A 17,900-nucleotide genomic window follows, 5' to 3' on the forward strand; every position below is an offset into this window, starting at 1 on the left:
GAACACATGCTCGACCATCTGAAAGAAATCGACTACGGCACCCCCAAGCGCGAATCGACGCGCGAAGTGACGCTGGAGATCGACGGCAACGAAGTCACCGTGCCCGCGGGCACCTCGCTCATGCGCGCGGCCGTGGATGCCGGCATCAACGTGCCCAAGCTGTGCGCCACCGACAGCCTGGAGCCCTTCGGCTCGTGTCGCCTGTGCCTGGTCGAGATCGAGGGCCGCCGGGGCTTTCCGGCCTCGTGCACCACGCCGGCCGAAGCCGGCATGAAGGTGCGCACGCAGACGCCCAAGCTGCAGGACCTGCGCAAGGGCGTGATGGAGCTGTACATCTCCGACCATCCGCTGAACTGCCTCACCTGCTCGGCCAACGGCAACTGCGAACTGCAGGACATGGCGGGCGTCACGGGCCTTCGCAACGTGCGCTACGGCTTCGACGGCGCGAACCACCTGAAGGACCAGAAGGACGAGTCGAACCCGTACTTCACCTACGACCCCTCCAAGTGCATCGTGTGCAACCGGTGCGTGCGCGCCTGCGAGGAAACGCAGGGCACCTTCGCGCTGACCATCAGCGGCCGTGGCTTCGAGTCGCGCGTGTCGCCGGGGCAGGACGAGGCCTTCATGGAATCGGAATGCGTGAGCTGCGGCGCCTGCGTCGATGCGTGCCCCACGGCCACGCTGCAGGAGAAGTCGGTGATCTGGCTCGGCCAGCCCGAGCACAGCATCATCACCACCTGCGCCTACTGCGGCGTGGGCTGCGCCTTCAAGGCCGAGATGAAGGGCAACGAGGTCGTGCGCATGACGCCGTGGAAAGACGGCAAGGCCAACGAAGGCCACTCGTGCGTGAAGGGCCGCTTCGCCTGGGGCTACGCCACCCACCAGGACCGCATGCTCAAGCCGATGATCCGCAAGAACATCAGCGACCCGTGGCAAGAGGTGAGCTGGGACACAGCGCTCAACTACGCGGCCGGCGAATTCAAGCGCCTGCAGGCCAAGTACGGCAAGGACTCGATCGGCGGCATCACCTCCTCGCGCTGCACGAACGAAGAAACCTACCTTGTGCAGAAGCTCGTGCGCGCGGCCTTCGGCAACAACAACGTGGACACCTGCGCCCGCGTGTGCCACTCGCCCACGGGCTACGGCCTGAAGCAGACGCTGGGCGAATCGGCCGGCACGCAGACCTTCAAGTCGGTGGAGAAGGCCGACGTGATCATGGTGATCGGCGCCAACCCGACCGACGGTCACCCGGTGTTCGCCTCGCGCATGAAGAAGCGCCTGCGCGAAGGGGCCAAGCTGATCGTGGTCGATCCGCGCCGCATCGACATCGTGAAGTCGCCGCACGTGAAGGCCTCGCACCACCTGCAGCTCAAGCCCGGCACCAACGTGGCCGTGGTCACCGCGCTCGCGCACGTGATCGTGACCGAAGGGCTCACGGCCGATGCCTTCATCGCCGAGCGCTGCGACACCGCCTCGTTCGCCGCCTGGAAAGACTTCGTCGCGCAGCCCGAGCAATCGCCCGAAGCCACCGAACAGGCCACCGGCGTTCCGGCCGCGGAGATGCGCGCCGCCGCGCGCCTGTTCGCGAGCGCCGCCAACGGCGCGATCTTCTACGGCCTGGGCGTGACCGAGCACAGCCAGGGCTCCACCACCGTGATGGGCATCGCCAACCTCGCGATGGCCACCGGCAACGTCGGCCGCGAAGGCGTGGGCGTGAATCCGCTGCGCGGCCAGAACAACGTGCAGGGCGCGTGCGACATGGGCTCGTTCCCGCACGAGCTGCCTGGCTACCGCCACGTGTCGGACAGCACCACGCGCGCCTCGTTCGAGGCGGCCTGGGGCGTGACCATCGACCCGGAACCGGGCCTGCGCATTCCCAACATGTTCGAGTCCGCCATTGGCGGCGCCTTCAAGGGCCTGTATTGCGAGGGCGAGGACATCGTGCAGTCGGACCCCAACACGCAGCATGTGGCCGCGGCCATGATGGCGATGGAGTGCGTGGTGGTGCAGGACATGTTCCTCAATGAAACCGCCAAGTACGCCCACGTGTTCCTGCCGGGCTCGTCGTTCCTGGAGAAGGACGGCACCTTCACCAATGCCGAGCGCCGCATCTCGCGCGTTCGCAAGGTGATGCCGCCCAAGGCGGGTCTGGCGGACTGGGAGATCACCGTGAAGCTCGCGCAGGCGCTGGGCTACCCGATGGACTACAAGAGCCCCGAGGACATCATGGCCGAGATCGCCGCGCTCACGCCGACCTTCCACGGCGTGAGCTACAAGCGCCTGGACGAACTGGGCAGCATCCAGTGGCCCTGCAACGACGACGCGCCCGACGGCACGCCCACGATGCACATCGACACCTTCGTGCGCGGCAAGGGCCGCTTCATCGTCACGCAGTACGTGGCCACCGACGAGAAGGTCACGCGCAAGTTCCCGCTGCTGCTGACCACCGGGCGCATCCTCTCGCAGTACAACGTGGGCGCGCAGACGCGCCGCACCGACAACAACCAGTGGCACGGCGAGGACCGGCTGGAGATCCACCCGCACGATGCGGAGGAGCGCGGCGTGAAGGACGACGACTGGGTCGGCATCCAGAGCCGCGCGGGCGAGACGGTGCTGCGCGCGACGGTGTCCGAGCGCATGCAGCCGGGCGTGGTCTACACCACCTTCCACTTCCCCGAGTCGGGCGCCAACGTGATCACCACCGACAACTCCGACTGGGCCACCAACTGCCCCGAGTACAAGGTGACGGCGGTGCAGGTGATGCCGGTGATGCAGCCCTCGACCTGGCAGCAGGAGTACAGCCGCTTCAACAAGACGCAGATCGACCTGGCGACCGCCGGTGCGTTGCCGGAAAAGCGCAACGAGACGATCTCCGCGAAGTAAGCAGGCCAGCAAGAAGCCTCACTCATGGACATCGCCACCCTGCCGGCCGCCGAAGGCGCCGACACCTTCTGCGAAGGCGCGCTGCTCTTGCCCGTGCACGGCGTGCGCGGCGGCGAAGCCTACGCGGTGCAGGACTGGGTGGCCGAGGAAGTGCCCGTGGCGCTGGAGTTCAACGGCATCTCGCACGCGGTGATGCTCGCGACGCCGCTGGACCTGGAGGACTTCGCGCTCGGCTTCTCGCTGAGTGAAGGCATCCTCGATGCGGCGCACGAACTCTATTCGGTGGACATTGCGCCGTCGGACCTCGGCATCACGGTGCGCTTGCAGGTATCGAGCGCCGCGTTCACGCGCCTGAAGCAGCGGCGCCGCACGATCGCGGGCCGCACCGGCTGCGGCCTGTGCGGCACCGAGAGCCTGGCGCACGTGTCGCGCGAACTGCCGGTGCTCGGCGATGCCGCCGTGGCGCTGGACCGGCAGGCCATCGCGCGCGCGATGTCGCAGTTCCAGTCGCTGCAGACCTTGCAGCAGGCCACCGGCGCGGTGCATGCCGCGGCATGGTGCTCGGCCGAAGGCGAAGTGATGTGGCTGCGCGAAGACGTGGGCCGCCACAACGCGCTGGACAAGCTCATCGGCGCGCTCGCGAGCAACGACGTCGATGCATCGACCGGCTTCATCGCCGTCACCAGCCGCGCGAGTTTCGAGATGGTGCAGAAGACCGCGATGGCGGGCGTGCCGCTGCTGGCGGCCGTGTCCGCGCCCACCTCGTTCGCGGTCGCCACGGCCGAACGCGCGCGGCTCACGCTGGTCGGCTTCGCGCGCCAGGACGACCTGGCCGTCTATAGCCACCCGGAGCGCGTGACGACGGCCGGGCTTGAATCTTCATCGACCGGACGCCGCGCGCACTGAAGCGAGCGATCGGCAGTTTCATTTTTTAAAAGGCAGTGCATGCACGACCACGATCCGACGGCGCAACTGGTCAAGATGGCCAACCAGATCGGCAGCTTCTTCCAGGCCCAGTCGCCCGACAACGCGACGATGGCCACGGACGCGATCGCGGCGCACCTGAAATCGTTCTGGGCACCGAGCATGCGCCTGCAGCTGATCCGCGCTCTCGAGGCGGGCGGCGCGACGCACCTGATGCCGATCGTGGCGTCGGCGGTGCGCAGCCACCGCGCGAACCTGATGCCGGGCGGGGCGCCCGATGCGGCCGACAAGAGGGAGCAGTTTCCGCAGGGCGGGGGTGACGCGGGCTAATGGCCCGGCAGATTAAGTCGGGCTCGTGTGCCGCGTCTGCTGCTGCTCGGCATACGACTTGAGCAGCGCCTCGTAGCAAAGGCACAGCGGCATGGCGATGAACACCATGCCCGCGACGTAGATCACCAGGCTCATCACGGGAAATTCCTCGCCGCCCCAATGCGGGATCGAGGTGCCGATCGCAAGAAGCGCGATGGCCGCGATCACCGCGTGCAGCACGCTGCGCACGCGCGTGATCCGTTGCGATGCCGGCGGGTCGTACGTCTGACGGTCCGATGCCAATGCCGAAACCGGAACCTGGCTGTGGCCGCCCTTGTCTCCATCATTTTTCATCGTCGCTCCTCGGTGAAGGCGTCGATGAATTGTTAACTCCGTATTTGGCCGGGTCAAGATCGAAGTCCCTTGCTTTTGGAACTGCGTTCTGGCCCGGGGCAGGCCTTAGTCGTACTTCAACGTGTAGATCAAATCGACCCCGCTGGTCTGGCCCGCCTGTCCGCGCAGCGTGAGGCGCTGCGTGAGGTCGTAGAAGATGAAGAGCGTGCCGAAGGTGCCGCCGATGCTGCGTTCGTAGGTCACGTAGAAATCCTTGGACAGCCGCTTGCCCAGCGTGACCGCCGACTCGCGCAGGTCGCCGCCGGTGCCGGGGCCCTTGAAGCCGAGTTCGTCCAGGCCGAAGCGGCTCGCCAGGCTGCCGCCGCTGCCGCCCTTGCCGATCTTGCCCAGCACCGCGAGCGCGGCCTGCTGCAAGAGCGCCGACTCGCCGCCGCTGGTGGCCGATGCGCGCCCGAGGATCACCCACGAGAGCGTTTCCGCATCGGAGAGCGCGGGCTCCGAATAGAGCTTCACGCGCGGCGACTGCGCGCTGCCCGAGATCTGCACGCCCGCGCGCTGCGAGATGTTCGGGCGGATCGCCAGGATGTCCAGCTGCGGGTTGTCGAACGGACCGTTGAAGCGCGCCAGGCCGGTTTCCACATCGAGCTGCTGGCCGTAGGCGCGGTACTGGCCCTTGACGGTCTTGACTTCGCCGGTGATGCGCGGCGGCGCATTGAGCTTGGTGCTGCGGATTTCCAGGTCGCCTTCCAGGCGCGTGGTGATGCCGCGGCCCTGCACCGCGAAGTCGTCGCCCAGGTCGAAGTTCACGACGATGTCCGGCGGCTTGGCGGTCTGCGGCTTGGCGGCCTGCGCATCGGCGCGGGCCGATTCGCGCTGCGCCGTCTCGGCCGTTTCGCGGTCCTTGGCGGCCGAGCGCACGACCACGTCGCTGCCCAGGCTGGGCGCGGTTTCATCGGGCAGGATGATGACGGCGCGGTCGGTCTTGAGCTTGCCGCGCACGGTGAACTGGCCGGCATCGAGCCGCGCCTGCAGGTCGCCCGAGAGCGTGACCTGGCGGTCGGTGCGCACCAGCACGCGCAGCGCGCGCAGATCGCCCTGCAGGGCCATGCGGATGCTCGGCGTGGCGGTGCCCGGTGCGGCGCCCCAGCTCATGTCGCCGCGCGCCGAGAGCGAGCCGCCGTCGGTGTTCGCCTCGCTCGCCGCGGTGCTGCGGTTGCCGCTCTGGCCGCCGATGCGCGCCGAGCTGCCCGCGCCGCCCTTGAGGGTGAACTCGGTGATCTCGATGCGGTCGCCGCCCAGCGTCGCGCGCAGGCGCCCGTCGCGCAGGTCCAGCCCTTCCACCGGTGCGCGCAGCGCGAGCTTGTCGGCGCCGAGCGTGCCGTTCCAGCGCGGCGCGGCGCGGTTGCCCGAGAGCGCGGCGTTGGCGTCCAGCGTGCCGGCGATGCGCCAGCCCGGCGGCGCGAGCATCGACCACACGCCCAGGTTCGGCAGCGTGGCCTTGATGCTGCCGCCCAGCGGCGCATCGGGCGCCCACTGCCAGCCGCCCGCGCGTTGCGTGACGCGTGTGTTCATGGCGGCGTCGATCTTGCCGGCGCGTTCGCTGTCCCACGCGAGCGTGGCGCGCACCGCATCGCCTTCGGCATCCAGGCGCAACTCGGCCTGGCGCAGGCCCGCCGGCGTGCTGGGCGCTTCCGCGCCGCCCGCCGAGGCGGAGTTCATCGTGCGCTCGCTCGCAGTGCCGGTCCCGGTGCTCGTGATGCGGGTGACCAGCGCGGCCTCGCCGGCCAGCACGCGGATGTCGCCGCTCTGGCGTGCGATGCGGGCCTTGGCGCGCAGGGTGTCGCCGGCGTCGATGTCCCAGTCGCCGTCGAACATCAGGTCGCCGCTGATGCCTAGGTCGCTGAGCGTGGAGCTCGCGCCGAACGCGCCGGCCCAGGCCATCGGCAGGCCCTGCATCTGGCCTTTCGATTGAACGCGGAACACCTTGTTCGGCGCCGCGCCGCTCTGGCTGAAGCGCAGCGGCTGCCAGTCGATGCGCACGGTGCCGGGCACGGGGCCGCGCAGCGTGGCCGAGGCGGCCGAGGCTTCGATGTCCAGGCGCGCAGGGCTGCCACCGGCGCGGATGGTGGCGGTGACTTCGCGGCTCAGCTCCACGGTCCACGGGTTGCCGGGGCGGGTGCTGTCCTGCGCCTGCAGGCGCAGGCTGGCGAGCGCTGCGCGCCACTGGTTGGCGCCGGCGATGCCACCGCTCGCGCGGGTGTCGAGCGTGATCTTCTGGGTGCCGGTGGTGGCCTCGCCTTTCAGCGTGAGCGCGGCCTGCGCGAGGCTGCCGGCGAGGTCGGCCTGCAGTTCGCGCAACTGCACGGCGGTGGCAGCGGCGCCGGCTTGCGCGGCGGGCAGCGTGAGGTCCAGGCGCGGCACGGCGAGCGCGGCCTTGAGCGTGGGCTCCGCGATGCCGCGCTGCGCGGGGGCATTCGCGTTCTCGATGCGGCGCTGGATGGTCCGCCAGCCGCCTTGCCAGCTCGCATCGAGCTGCGCCGAGCCCTTGGCCGTCGCGCCCGCGAAGATGCCCGAGAGGCCGGGGAGGCCCTCGACCCAGCGCTGCAGGGTGTCGGCATCGTCGATGCGCGCCTTGATGTCGCCCGCGCCCGCGTCCGGCGCGATGCGGCCTTCGAGCTGCGCGCCGCCACCGGGCAGCACGAGGTTCAGCTTGCCGCTCGCGGCCTCGTCGGCCACGCGCACCTGCAGCTTGCCGTCGACGCTCGCGCGCTGGGCTTCGATGCGCAGCGTGCGCAGGTCGAGCACCTGGTCTTTCCACTGGCCCTGCGCGAGCGCGCGGTCGAGCGCGAAGCCCGGCAGCGACTTGCTGCCCGCGCCGCCTTCGGCCTTGAGCGATGCATCGAAGGTGATGGTGTCTTCGCGCTGCTGCGCGGTGACCTGGCCGCTGACGGGTGCGCCCGCGAGTTCGCTGTGCAGCGCACCGGGGCGCACGCTGCGCACGGTCGCGCGGATCTGCCACGGCGCGGGCGCGGGGCTCCAGCGGCCTTCGGCGTCGATGCGGCCGCCGCCGGCGCGCACGGTGGCTTCGGGGATCGTCCAGTTCGTTCCGTCGAAGCCGACGCGGCCCCGCACCTGTTCGACCGGCAGCTTGGATTGGTCCCACGGGCCGGGCAGGGCGTTGCGGATGTCGGCCGAGGCCTTCCACGCGGAGGCGCCCGCGTCCGCATCGGGCTCGACGGAGACGGTGCCGGTGAGCTGTGTTTCGGGCGCGCCGGGCCAGAGGCTCGATGCATCGACGTTGCTCAGATCGGCCTTGGCATCGATCACCGGTTGCGGCAGCCACGGCGCGATCTGCGCCTGCAGCCTGGCTTCCATCGGCGCATCGGCGTTCTCTTCGGCGGGCTTGAGTTCGGCGGCGACCTGCAGGCGCGCCGCGGTGCCGGCGAGCGTGCCCTTGATGGTGGCCTGCGCGATCACGTCGATGTTGTGGTCTTCGGCCAGCGGCGCCTTCACGCGGCCGTCGAGCGCCGCATCGATCGCCATCGGCGCGGGGCCCTGCAGCTTGACGCGCGCGCTGTAGTGGCCGTCGGCGATGTCCACGCCCTTCACCTCGAGCGCGTGCTCGGCGTTCTTGTAGGCGTAGCTGCCGGTGAGGTTCGTCGCCTGCAGCACCGGCGGGCCGGCCCAGCGCACCTCGTCGATGCGGAAGGGCACGTCCACATCGACGGGCAGCACGAGCTGCTCCAGCGGCTTGGTGGGCTCTTCGCTCGGCGGGCCGCGCTTCTCGATCAGCACCTGCTTCGCATGCACTTCGCCCAGCTGCACCTTGCGTTGGAAGAGGGGCGCGAGCTGCCAGCCGATGGTGGCGTCGTTCACTTCGACGGCGATGCTTTCGCTCTGGTACTTGAGCCAGCCGATGTGGCCTCCGGTGCGCAGCGACCCGGTCACGTCGCGGCTTTCGAGCGTCTGGCCCGCGGGCAGGCGCTGCGCGGCCTGCGCGAGCGCGAAGGCGAGCGAGGTGTTCGAGCCCAGCCACCACCACGCACCCGCGCCGAGCAGCAGCACGGCGAGGACGAGGCCGGCGAACGTCCATGCGAGCGCACGCATCGCACGGCGCGCGCGCGAGCGCCTGGCCTTGACCGCGGGTGGCGTGGGCGCGGGCGTGGGCGTGGTGGTGATGGCTTCTTCGTTCGGCATCGGGCTGCGGGTCAGAAGGTGAAGCCGAGGCGAAAGTGCAGGCGGAATTTCTTCGTGTCCACGCCGTAGGCGAGGTCGGCCTGCACCGGCCCGACCGGGCTGCGCCAGCGCGCGCCCACGCCCACGCCCACCTTGGGCTTGAGCTCGCCGGGCTTGTCGGCCACGGCGCCGGCATCGGCGAACACCACGCTCTCCCATTCGGTGAGCTTGTTGTTGTAGACGAAGGGGCGCTGCCACTCGACGCTGGCCACGCCGAGGTAGCGGCCCGCCACCGTCTGGCCGTCGGCGCGCACGGTGCCGATCTGCTTGTAGCTGTAGCCGCGCACGGTGGTGTCGCCGCCGGTGAGGAACATCAGCGTGGAGGGGATCTGCGCCGAGTCCTTGGCCGACACCGCGCCGGCCTCCACGCGCAGCTGCAGGCGGCTGCGGCGGGCGCGCGCCTCGGTGTCCTCGGCCGAGCCGAGCGGCAGGATCCCCAGCCCGCGCACGTAGGTGCGGGTGAAGGGCGTCCGCTCTCCCGTGAGGGTGTAGCCGGCCGCCAGTTCGAGCGCCAGCGCGTAGCCGCGCGAGGGGGCCGAGTTGTTGTCGAAGTAGCGGCCGGTCCAGCCCCAGTTGGCGGTGACCGCCGAGGCCGAGGGCGGCGCGTTGATGCCGCGGTTCTGCGCGTAGTCGTACTGCAGGAAGTAGCTGCGGTCGATGTGGTCGCTCGATTTGTTGCGGCCGCCCCGCAGCCGGCCGCTGTCCACGATGTAGCTGCCCGATTCCTCGCGCTTGAGCTCGGCGCCGGAGAACCAGCGCCAGCCCTTGTCGTCGGGGATCGCGTTCCACTCGGTGCCCAGCGACTTGATGTCGTTGTCCACCGAGAGCCGCGAGACCGCGCGCCAGCCCAGCAGCGGGATCTGGTTGTGGATGTGGTCGATCGACAGGCGCGGGCCGTTGTCGGTGGTGAATCCTGCCCCCAGCACCACCTTCTGCAGCGGCGCCTCGCGCAGCTGCGCGATGACGGGCGCGGCCAGCGGGTTGCCGCTCTCGGTATCGAGCGTGAGGAACACCGAGTCGTAGTAGCCGCTGCTGGCCAGGCGCTGCTGCGCATCGAGCAGCTTCTGCTGGTCGTAGTCGGTGCCGGAGGGCAGGCGCGCGATGCGGCGCGCGCCGTCGGGGTCGTAGCGCGAAAGGCCCCGCAGCATGAGCGGGCCGAATTTGTACGCGGGCCCCGACTGGTAGGTGACGCTCAGGCGCGCCTCGCTGCGGTCGGCATCGACCTCGGCGCGGCTCACCTCGATGTTGCCGGTGGGGAAGCGCTTGGCCGTGAGGCTGCGCAGCGCGGTGGTCTTGGCGTCGTCCCAGGCCTGCTGGGTGAAGGGCAGGCCCGCGCGCAGGGCCCAGCCGGTGCGGATCGAATCACGCTGCGCCTCGGCCGTGGCGTCGTCGGCAATCGCGCCCGCATAGCTGATCTGCACGTTGCTCACCTTGGTGGGCTCGCCGGGCGCGACGGTGATGACGATCTCGCGCGGGGCCTTGGTGCTCTGGGGCGTCTCGTTGAGTTCGAGCGTCAGCGTGGGGGTGAAGTAGCCCAGGGTGCCGAGCAACTCGCGCGCGTTGCTCTCGGCGGCGACCATGAGGCGGGAGATTTCCGTCGCACCGAGGTCGTCGAGCTCGCGGTAGCGCTGGATTTCGAGGTGGAGCGCGAGGTAGTCGCGCACCGCCTCAGGCCCACGCACATCGACGGTGAAGGCATCGCGCTTGTCGGCTCTTTTCTCGTCCTTGCCATCCTTGCCGGCGGGCGTGCTGTCGGCATCGCCGCTGCGCACGAGGCCCGCGACGGGCTTGCCTTCGGTGCTTTCTTTTTTCGGCAGCAAGCTGCAGCCTTGCAAAAGAAGGACGCCACAAAAAAGCAAAGCCGGCCACCACGCCGGCGAAGAAACGGAAACCACCCTGACCATGGGCGGATTCTGACAGCAAGAATTGCCGGTTCCTGAAGCTTCCGGATACAGGTCGTTCAGTCCTGCTTGCGCATTACTTGGAGAGCATGCGCATCGCGTCTTCCAGCCCGCGCAGCGTGAGCGGGTACATGCGGTTGGACATCAGCTGCTGCATCACCGCGATGCTCTGGCGGTATTGCCACACGCCCTGGGGCTCGGGGTTGATCCACGCGAACTTCGGAAAAGTGTGCGTCAGGCGCTGGATCCACTCGGCGCCGGCCTCTTCGTTGTTGTATTCGACGCTGCCGCCGGGCTGCAGGATCTCGTAGGGGCTCATGGTCGCGTCGCCGACGAAGATGAGCTTGTAGTCCTTGTTGTACTTGCGCAGGATGTCCCAGGTCGCGAACTTCTCGGAGAAGCGGCGCTTGTTGTTCTTCCACATGAAGTCGTAGACGCAGTTGTGGAAGTAATAGAACTCCAGGTGCTTGAACTCGGTCTTCACGGCCGAGAACAATTCCTCCACGCGCTGGATGTGCTCGTCCATCGTGCCGCCCACGTCCATGAGGAGCAGCACCTTGACGTTGTTGTGGCGCTCGGGCCGCATCTTGATGTCGAGGTAGCCCGCGTTGGCCGCGGTCGAGTGGATGGTGTTGTCCAGGTCCAGCTCTTCCTCGTGGCCTTCGCGCGCGAACTTGCGCAGGCGCCGCAGCGCCACCTTGATGTTGCGCGTGCCCAGCTCCTGGCTGTCGTCGTAGTCCTTGTAGGCACGCTGGTCCCACACCTTCACCGCGCTCTTGTTCTTGCCGGCGCCGCCGATGCGCACGCCCTGCGGGTTGTAGCCGCCGTTGCCGAAGGGCGAGGTGCCGCCGGTGCCGATCCACTTGCTGCCGCCCTCGTGCCGCTCCTTCTGCTCCTCGAAGCGCTTCTTGAGCGTGTCCATGAGCTCGTCCCAGCCCATCTTCTCGATCTTGGCTTTTTCCTCGGCGGTGAATTCGCGCTCCAGCGTCTTCTTGAGCCAGTCGAGCGGCACTTCCTTGGTGAAGTCGGTGAGCATCTCCACGCCCTTGAAGTAGGCGGCGAAGGCGCGGTCGAACTTGTCGTAGTGCTTCTCGTCCTTCACGAGCGCGGTGCGCGAGAGGTAGTAGAAGTCGTCCAAGCCGTAGGCGCCGTCGGAGTTGGGGCCCACCACGTCGGCCTGCAGTGCCTCCAGCAGCGTGAGGTATTCCTTGACGGACACCGGCAGCTTGGCCGAGCGCAGGGTGTAGAAGAAATCGATGAGCATGGGTCGCTCCTTGTGTGTTCAGTCGCGCGGCTTGTCGAGCAGGTACAGCAGCTGCGCCTTCACCTCGGGCCACTCGCCCGCGCGCAGGCTGTACATGACGGTGTCGCGGATGGTGCCGTCGCGGCGCATCACGTTGCCGCGGACCACGCCGTCCTTCTTCGCGCCCAGCCGCTCGATGGCGCGCTGCGAGGCGAAGTTGAAGTTGTCGGTGCGCCAGCCCACCACGTTGCAGCCGAGCGCCTCGAACGCATGCGTGAGCATCAGCAGCTTGCAGGTGGTGTTGACGTGCGTGCGCTGGCAGCGCGCGGCGTACCAGGTGTAGCCGATTTCGACGCGCTTCACGCCCGGCAGGATGTCGTGGTAGCTCGTGCTGCCGAGCACCGTGCCGGTGGCCGCTTCGGTCACCGCGAAGGCGAAGCGATCGGCGGTCTTCAGCGCGGTCTCGATGTAGGCGCGGGTGTTCTCGGGTTCGGGCACGGAGGTGACGCGCAGTTTCCAGAGTTCGCCATCGGCGGCCGCGGCGCGCAGGCCCTCTTCATGGTCCAGCGTGAGCGGCACCAGCGCGATGTCGCGGGCCTTCAGCGTGACAGGTTCGACGAACGCCATCTTTCAAACACCCCTCGGGTTCAGTTGCTTCAGCTTCTCGGATTGCCGTACTTGCGCACGTACCAGGCGCGCGCGATCTGCACACCGCCGCCGCCACCGAGGCCGATCAGAAGGATGCCGAAGATCTCCTTGTTGCCGTAGCCACCGGCGCCGAAGGCATCCAGGCCCAGCAGCAGCCCGACCCAGCGGCCGAGCAGCGCGCCCGCGACGAACAGCACCGCCTGGGCCACGCCCAGCTTGAGCAGCTGGCCCGTGGGGTGCGGCCCCGGTAGCTGGGGTGGTTGGCTCATCGGTTGTTGCGCTGCATGAAGACCAGCTTCTCGAAGAGCGTCACGTCCTGCTCGTTCTTGAGCAGCGCGCCCACCAGCGGCGGCACGGCGACCTTGTCGTCCTTGCTTTGCAGGGCTTCGAGCGGAATGTCTTCGGCCACCAGGAGCTTGAGCCAGTCGAGCAGCTCGGAGGTCGAGGGCTTCTTCTTCAGGCCCGGCAGGTTGCGCACGTCGTAGAAGGTCTTCATCGCGGCCGTGAGCAGCTCTTGCTTCAGGCCCGGGAAGTGCACGGCGACGATGTGCTTCATCGTCTCTGCATCGGGGAACTTGATGTAGTGGAAGAAGCAGCGGCGAAGGAACGCATCGGGCAGCTCCTTCTCGTTGTTGGAGGTGATGAACACCACCGGCCGGTGCTTGGCGCGGATGAGCTCGCGCGTCTCGTAGCAGTAGAACTCCATGCGGTCGATTTCGCGCAGCAGGTCGTTCGGGAATTCGATGTCGGCCTTGTCGATCTCGTCGATGAGAAGCGCCACCGGCTCGTCGGCCGTGAAGGCCTGCCAGAGCACGCCCTTGACGATGTAGTTCTGGATGTCCTTCACGCGCTCGCCGCCATCGACGTCCGAGAGCTGCGAATCGCGCAGGCGGCTCACCGCGTCGTATTCATAGAGGCCCTGCTGCGCCTTGGTGGTCGACTTGATGTGCCACTGCAGGAGCGGCAGCCCCAGCGCCTCGGCCACTTCCTCGGCCAGCATGGTCTTGCCCGTGCCGGGCTCGCCCTTGACCAGCAGCGGGCGCTTGAGCGTGATGGCGGCGTTGACCGCCAGCATCAGGTCCTGAGTGGCGACGTAGTTGTCTGAGCCCTTGAATTTCATGAGTGAACGAGAAGCGAGGTGGAAAGGCGGGGTGGAGAAAAGAACACACTCGATTCGCATCGCACAGCCTCTTGGGCGGCCTCTGCGGGTTCCCGTGGGACCCTTGCATATAATCGAATGTTGATTCGAAAAACTGTATCTCCACGAGATTGTGCGCGCAAAATGAACAAGCTGTTGACCACGATGTTTGCCCTTGCTGTCGCTTGCGTGACGCTCTCGGCACAAGCCCAACAAGTCACGGGCAACGCCCAGAACGGGTCCAAGAAGGTTCAGATGTGCGTGGGCTGCCACGGCATCATCGGCTACCAGGCCAGCTTCCCCGAGATCCACAAGGTGCCGATGATCGCTGGCCAGAGCGCCACCTACATCGTCTCGGCGCTCACCCAGTACAAGGCCGGCGACCGCAAGCACCCCACCATGCGCGCCATTGCCGATTCGCTCACCGAGCAGGACATCGCCGATGTGGCCGCCTACTACAGCCACCTGGGCGTGAAGGAAGGCGATGCGCCGCCGGCAGCCCTCGCCAAGGCCATGCCCGAGAACATCACCGCGCTGGTCGGCCGCAACGGCCCCGACAACAGCTGCACCAAGTGCCACGGCGCCAACTTCAACACCCCGAACGACGGCACCGTGCCCAAGCTGGCCGGCCAGCACGCCGACTACCTCTTCGTGGCGCTCAAGTCGTACCGCGTCAAGAACAACGCGCACCTGGGCCGCTCGAACGCGGTGATGGCCGGCCAGGTCGAACCCAAGAAGTTCACCAACGCCGAACTCAAGACGCTGGCCAGCTACATCAGCTCGGTGCCCGGCGAGCTGAAGACGGTGCCCGAGTCGCGCATCCACCACGGCGAGCAGTAAGCGCTTCGCTTCCCCCAACAAAAAAGCCCGCGCGATGCGGGCTTTTTTGTTGGGGATTTCCCTGAGATCAGACGTCGAAGAACGCCGTCTCGTCCGCGCCCTGCATGCGGATGTCGATGCGGTAGCTCACCGCGCCGCCTTGCTCCACACGCTCGGCAATCAGCGTGTGACGGCGCTCGGCCGGCACGCTCTGCAGCACCGCGTCCTTGGCGTTGGCCTCGGCCTCGTCGCTGAAATACACGCGCGTGAACGCATGCAGCAGCATGCCGCGCATCAGGACGATCACGTTGATGTGCGGCGCTTCGCCGGGCGCCTCTGCGCCGGGCTTGACGGTGTGGAACACGAAGCGATTCTCCGCATCGGTGCCGGTGCCCACGCGGCCGAAGGCGCGAAAGCCCAGCGCGCGCGCTTCTTCGGGCGTCTGCGGGTAGCGGCCTTCGCCGTCGGGCTGGCTGATCTCGACCAGCGCGTCGCCGATCGCATTGCCGTCGCCGTCGATCACCCGGCCTTCCAGGCGGATGCGCTGGCCGGTGGCACCGTCGAGCGCCACGACGGCGTCGAAGGGCTGGTCGAAGTCATAGCCGTACTGCGTGGCGGTGAGGCCGTAGGCGAAGTAGGGGCCCACGGTCTGGGAGGGGGTCTGGCCGAAGTCGGCTTCCTGGGCGGTCATCAATGGCATGGGAATTCCTTTCAGCGGTTCTCGAACGGCGTCTCGTCCGCGCCGCGCAGCACGATGTCGAACTGGTAGCCCAGCGCGTAGCCCTCTTCGGTGATGTCCAGGCTGAAGTCGGCGATCAGCCGGTTGCGGTAGCGCTCGGGCGTGCCGGTGATCATCGGGTCGTACTGCATCAGCGGGTCGCCGGGGAAGTACATCTGCGTGACCAGGCGGCTCGCAAAGCTCTGGCCGAACAGCGACAGGTGGATGTGCTGCGGGCGCCAGGCGTTCGGATGGTTCCCCCACGGATACGCGCCGGGCTTGATGGTGAGAAAGCGGTAGCGGCCTTCGCTGTCGGTGAGGCACCGGCCCGCGCCGAGGAAGTTCGGGTCCAGCGGCGCATCGTGCTGGTCGACCTTGTGCACGTAGCGGCCGGACGCGTTGGCCTGCCAGAGCTCCACCAGCGTGTTGGCGACCGGGCGGCGGCGCTCGTCGAGCACCTGGCCGGTGAGGATCATGCGTTCGCCCAGCGGCTCGCCGTTCTTGCGCGCGTTGCGCGTCAAGTCATGGTCGAACTCGCCGATGCTGTCGTGGCCGTACACGGGCTGCTGCAGCTCGCCGAGCGACGCCTTCAGCGGAATCAGCGGCTTCTGCGGGCCGCGCTTCACCGTCGACTTGTAGCCGGGGTAGACGTAGGCGGGGTGGGCGTCCCAGTCGCGCGGCGTGAGCGTGGGAAGGATGCCCTTGGTGGGGGTCGTCATGTGCATTGTCTCCTGTCGTGGGACGAATTCTCGAGCCGCCACTTTAGAAGCGCCGTTCGATGATGTAAATTGAAGATTGCGCCAGTTTTCATAACCAGCAGTCATTGAACAAGCCCGCCGACCTTCGCCAGGATTTCATCCGCAACGTGCAGTTGCGGCATCTGCGCGCCTTCGTCGCCGTGGCACAGGAGCGCCACTTGGCGCGCGCGGCGTCGCGGCTCTCGCTGAGCCAGCCGGCGGTGTCCAAGACGCTCTCGGAACTCGAAGCCATCGTCGGCACGCGCCTGGTCGACCGCAGCCAGGCCGGCCGCCGCGGCGTGCAGGGGCTCACGCCGGCCGGCGAGCAACTGCTGGCGCATGCGCTGCGCGTGCTCGAGGCGCTCGATGCCAGCGCCGAGGCGGTGGCGCCGACGGCGGGCGGGCGCATCGAGCGCCTGCGCATCGGCGCGCTGCCGAGCGTGGCGCCCGCGCTGCTGCCGTCGGCGCTCGCGCGGCTCAGGGCGCACTGGCCCGCCGCGCAGATCGCCGTGAAGAGCGCCGCCAACGCAGTGCTGCTCGACGAACTGCGCGTCGGCGAGCTCGACCTGGTGGTGGGCCGCATGAGCGATCCGCGATTGATGGGCGGCCTCAGCTTCGAGCTGCTCTACACCGAGCCGCTGGTGTTCGCGGTGCGCGCCGGGCATCCGCTCGCGCTCAAGCCGGCGCCCGTGCAGGCGGTGCTCGACTATCCGCTGGTGGTCTACGGCGAGGGCACGATCCCGCGCCACAACACCGAGAGCTTCCTGTCGGCGCGCGGCCTCGTGCTGCCGACCCATGCGCTGCAGACGCTCGACGTGGCGGTGGCGCGCGCGTTGGTGGCGGTGTCCGATGCGGTCTGGATCACGCCGCTCGGCGCCGCGCGCGATGCGTTGGCGGAAGGCCGGCTCGTGCGCCTGCGCATCGACACGGCGGGCACGGAAGAGCCGGTCGGCCTGCTGCTGCGAAGCGATGCCGAGGCCTCGTCGCTGCGCGTTGCGATGGCCGCGTTGCTGCGCGAAGGGGCCAAACAGCAGGGCGCTTTGCCATCGCGAGGTAGGCAGAAACCCTGATCAATCTTTCGTCGCGCGGCGCTGCACGCAAGCGACGTAGCCCTCGCCATCGGGCGGGCGCCCGGCGCGCTGGCTCTCCCACATCATCTGCCCGAGGCAATCCATCGCCTCGTGATGCGCGTGCAGCAGCGAGCCGCGGCGCGCGGCCAGCAGCTCGACCGCCTGGCGAATGCCGCGCGGCTGGTCGATGGAGCACTGCTCGCTGATCGACAGATGCATCGACAGGTGAAGGAACGGGTTCTCGCGGCCGTTCGATCCGTCGTACACGCGCGCCACCGCGGCGTCGGCATCGGCCAGGTCCTCGTGGTACTCGGGGTGCTCGTCGATCCAGCCGGCGGCGATGGTCTCGAGCGCTTCCATCGGAAGGCCCTGCCGGTGCTTGGCGTACACGTCGCAGAAAAAGCGGCGCACGTCTTCCTGGGAGGGGTTGAACATATATAGATAGAGGAAGGAGAAAAAGCGGAGAGAGAAAGACGGAGAAGAGACGCAGTGCAGGAGCCATCGCGATCGGCCTCTGCGGCGACCCGGAACACGCGCGGCGTTCCGGGTACAGGGCGTTACATCGTTACGTAACGAATCGCGAAATGACCTCCTTACGCGATGTTTCGATGTGCCGCCGCATCAGCGGTTTTCAGAAAAATTTTCATACAAATCAACGACTTGAATCGATGGCGGCGCCTCGTTGGCAAGGCTTGCAAAAAGCGGCACGCAAGTTGCCCCTGTACATGCATCTTTTGTCACAGAGGCTGCCATGAACGCTCCACAAGCATCGACCGATTCGACCGAAGGACTTGCCGCATCCAGCGCAGCTCCTGTGGTTCTCGCCCAAGCCACCGTCACTCCGCTGGGCAGCCCTGCCATGGCGAGTTCGGCGGGCTCCATCGCCCCTTCCGGGCCTGCCAGCATCGGCACATTGTCCA

Annotated in this window: 16 protein-coding genes; 5 read left to right on the plus strand and 11 right to left on the minus strand. The window is 68.0% G+C overall.

Annotated features, from left to right (window positions below):
* Positions 1-6: 6 nt before the first annotated feature.
* The 3 genes from fdhF to ACZYRS_RS06095 are packed head-to-tail and all read left to right on the plus strand — an operon-like array spanning position 7 to position 4,137.
* A complete protein-coding gene (fdhF, locus tag ACZYRS_RS06085) occupies positions 7-2,883 on the plus strand; it encodes a formate dehydrogenase subunit alpha (protein WP_463418514.1) in 2,877 nt (958 codons plus the stop codon).
* Positions 2,884-2,907: 24 nt separating this feature from the next.
* Positions 2,908-3,789: a formate dehydrogenase accessory sulfurtransferase FdhD gene (gene fdhD / locus ACZYRS_RS06090; RefSeq protein ID WP_463418515.1), complete on the plus strand. Its 882-nt coding sequence runs from the start codon at positions 2,908-2,910 to the stop codon at positions 3,787-3,789.
* Positions 3,790-3,828: 39 nt separating this feature from the next.
* The gene (locus ACZYRS_RS06095; RefSeq protein WP_463418516.1) at positions 3,829-4,137 is read left to right on the plus strand and encodes a formate dehydrogenase subunit delta; all 309 of its coding nucleotides are present in this window, start codon (positions 3,829-3,831) and stop codon (positions 4,135-4,137) included.
* A 12-nt stretch (positions 4,138-4,149) separates the two neighbouring features.
* Here ACZYRS_RS06095 and ACZYRS_RS06100 read toward each other — a convergent pair whose 3' ends face one another.
* The 7 genes from ACZYRS_RS06100 to ACZYRS_RS06130 all read right to left on the minus strand — a co-directional run bounded on the left by ACZYRS_RS06100 (position 4,150) and on the right by ACZYRS_RS06130 (position 13,618).
* Positions 4,150-4,470 carry a hypothetical protein gene (locus ACZYRS_RS06100; RefSeq protein ID WP_463418517.1) on the minus strand — a complete coding sequence of 107 codons (321 nt, stop codon included), beginning with the start codon at positions 4,468-4,470 and terminating at the stop codon, positions 4,150-4,152.
* Between the two features lie 105 nt (positions 4,471-4,575).
* Positions 4,576-8,667, minus strand: coding sequence for a translocation/assembly module TamB domain-containing protein (locus ACZYRS_RS06105; protein ID WP_463418518.1), 4,092 nt, complete (start codon positions 8,665-8,667; stop codon positions 4,576-4,578).
* An 11-nt stretch (positions 8,668-8,678) separates the two neighbouring features.
* Positions 8,679-10,610, minus strand: a complete 1,932-nt coding sequence (locus ACZYRS_RS06110; RefSeq protein WP_463418519.1) for an autotransporter assembly complex protein TamA — start codon at positions 10,608-10,610, stop codon at positions 8,679-8,681.
* Positions 10,611-10,683: 73 nt separating this feature from the next.
* On the minus strand, positions 10,684-11,871 hold the full coding sequence (locus ACZYRS_RS06115; RefSeq protein WP_198786521.1) for a vWA domain-containing protein: 1,188 nt from the start codon (positions 11,869-11,871) through the stop codon (positions 10,684-10,686).
* A gap of 18 nt (positions 11,872-11,889) precedes the next feature.
* Positions 11,890-12,477: a GNAT family N-acetyltransferase gene (locus ACZYRS_RS06120; RefSeq protein ID WP_463418520.1), complete on the minus strand. Its 588-nt coding sequence runs from the start codon at positions 12,475-12,477 to the stop codon at positions 11,890-11,892.
* 29 nt (positions 12,478-12,506) lie between these two features.
* On the minus strand, positions 12,507-12,767 hold the full coding sequence (locus tag ACZYRS_RS06125; protein ID WP_463418521.1) for a hypothetical protein: 261 nt from the start codon (positions 12,765-12,767) through the stop codon (positions 12,507-12,509).
* Positions 12,764-13,618 (minus strand): AAA family ATPase, encoded by an 855-nt coding sequence (locus ACZYRS_RS06130; RefSeq protein WP_463418522.1) that lies wholly within the window; start codon positions 13,616-13,618, stop codon positions 12,764-12,766. The genes ACZYRS_RS06125 and ACZYRS_RS06130 overlap by 4 nt, the downstream gene beginning before the upstream one ends.
* Positions 13,619-13,780: 162 nt before the next feature.
* Here ACZYRS_RS06130 and ACZYRS_RS06135 point away from each other — a divergent pair, with 162 nt between their 5' ends.
* Positions 13,781-14,476 carry a c-type cytochrome gene (locus tag ACZYRS_RS06135; RefSeq protein ID WP_198786518.1) on the plus strand — a complete coding sequence of 232 codons (696 nt, stop codon included), beginning with the start codon at positions 13,781-13,783 and terminating at the stop codon, positions 14,474-14,476.
* Positions 14,477-14,543: 67 nt separating this feature from the next.
* Here ACZYRS_RS06135 and pcaG read toward each other — a convergent pair whose 3' ends face one another.
* Positions 14,544-15,155, minus strand: coding sequence for a protocatechuate 3,4-dioxygenase subunit alpha (gene pcaG, locus ACZYRS_RS06140; protein ID WP_463418523.1), 612 nt, complete (start codon positions 15,153-15,155; stop codon positions 14,544-14,546).
* An 11-nt stretch (positions 15,156-15,166) separates the two neighbouring features.
* Positions 15,167-15,892, minus strand: a complete 726-nt coding sequence (gene pcaH, locus ACZYRS_RS06145; protein ID WP_463418524.1) for a protocatechuate 3,4-dioxygenase subunit beta — start codon at positions 15,890-15,892, stop codon at positions 15,167-15,169.
* Between the two features lie 104 nt (positions 15,893-15,996).
* On the opposite strand from pcaH, the gene ACZYRS_RS06150 reads away from it, so the two are divergent.
* Entirely contained in the window at positions 15,997-16,980 is a 984-nt protein-coding gene (locus tag ACZYRS_RS06150) for a LysR substrate-binding domain-containing protein (RefSeq protein WP_463418525.1), read from the plus strand.
* Here ACZYRS_RS06150 and ACZYRS_RS06155 read toward each other — a convergent pair whose 3' ends face one another.
* Together ACZYRS_RS06155 and ACZYRS_RS06160 are read right to left on the minus strand one after the other, a co-directional pair.
* Positions 16,981-17,415, minus strand: a complete 435-nt coding sequence (locus ACZYRS_RS06155) for a DUF1841 family protein (RefSeq protein WP_007838777.1) — start codon at positions 17,413-17,415, stop codon at positions 16,981-16,983.
* Positions 17,416-17,601: 186 nt separating this feature from the next.
* Positions 17,602-17,862 (minus strand): hypothetical protein, encoded by a 261-nt coding sequence (locus tag ACZYRS_RS06160; RefSeq protein WP_198786514.1) that lies wholly within the window; start codon positions 17,860-17,862, stop codon positions 17,602-17,604.
* Between the last annotated feature and the right edge of the window lie 38 nt (positions 17,863-17,900).

The organism is Variovorax sp. AC194 (assembly GCF_979257995.1).